The sequence below is a fragment of the Stenotrophomonas sp. INTA L402-1 genome, assembly GCF_059295135.1.
Map to the genome: position 1 here is coordinate 1 of NZ_JCAFWP010000233.1, position 536 is coordinate 536.

Sequence of the window (536 nt, forward strand, 5' to 3'; positions counted from 1 at the left end):
GGTTACGGCCTTGATGCGCGAGATTTCAGCGGCGACCCGCGAGCAGAGCAGCGGTATCGAGCAGGTCAACGTCGCGGTGGCGCAGATGGATCAGGTGGCGCAACAGAATGCTGCACTGGTGGAGGAATCCGCCGCGGCAACGCGTTCACTGGAAGAACAGGCGCAGGCGCTGGCGCAGAGCATGTCGGTGTTCAAGGTGTAATTGGGCATTCGCGCAGGGCCGTTCGGCGTTGACGGCGGCGTGCGGTAGCGCGGCTTGACATGATCGTCAGGGAGAATATCGGGCCGGACGAGCCGGCCCTGAATGGGGCTTTATTCGTCCGGGTATTCGGCGATAAAGCGTTCCGCGTCTTCCACCATGGATTTGGTGCCGACGAAGAATGGTGCGCGCTGGTGCAGTGTCTGCGGGGTAATATCCAGCATACGGTTTTTACCGTCGCTGGCTTTACCGCCGGCCTGCTCGGCCAGGAACGCCATCGGGTTGCATTCATACAGCAGGCGCAGTTTGCCTTGCGGGTGACTGGCGGTGCTTGGGT

General features: G+C 61.8%; 2 pseudogenes. One reads left to right on the plus strand and one right to left on the minus strand.

Annotation, left to right across the window (positions count from 1 at the left end):
• Positions 1 to 202 (plus strand): annotated as a pseudogene (locus AC5O77_RS22540) (hypothetical protein); the annotation flags it as partial.
• A 110-nt stretch (positions 203 to 312) separates the two neighbouring features.
• On the opposite strand, the pseudogene AC5O77_RS22545 reads toward AC5O77_RS22540, so the two are convergent.
• Positions 313 to 536, minus strand: a pseudogene (locus tag AC5O77_RS22545) (class 1 fructose-bisphosphatase); the annotation flags it as partial.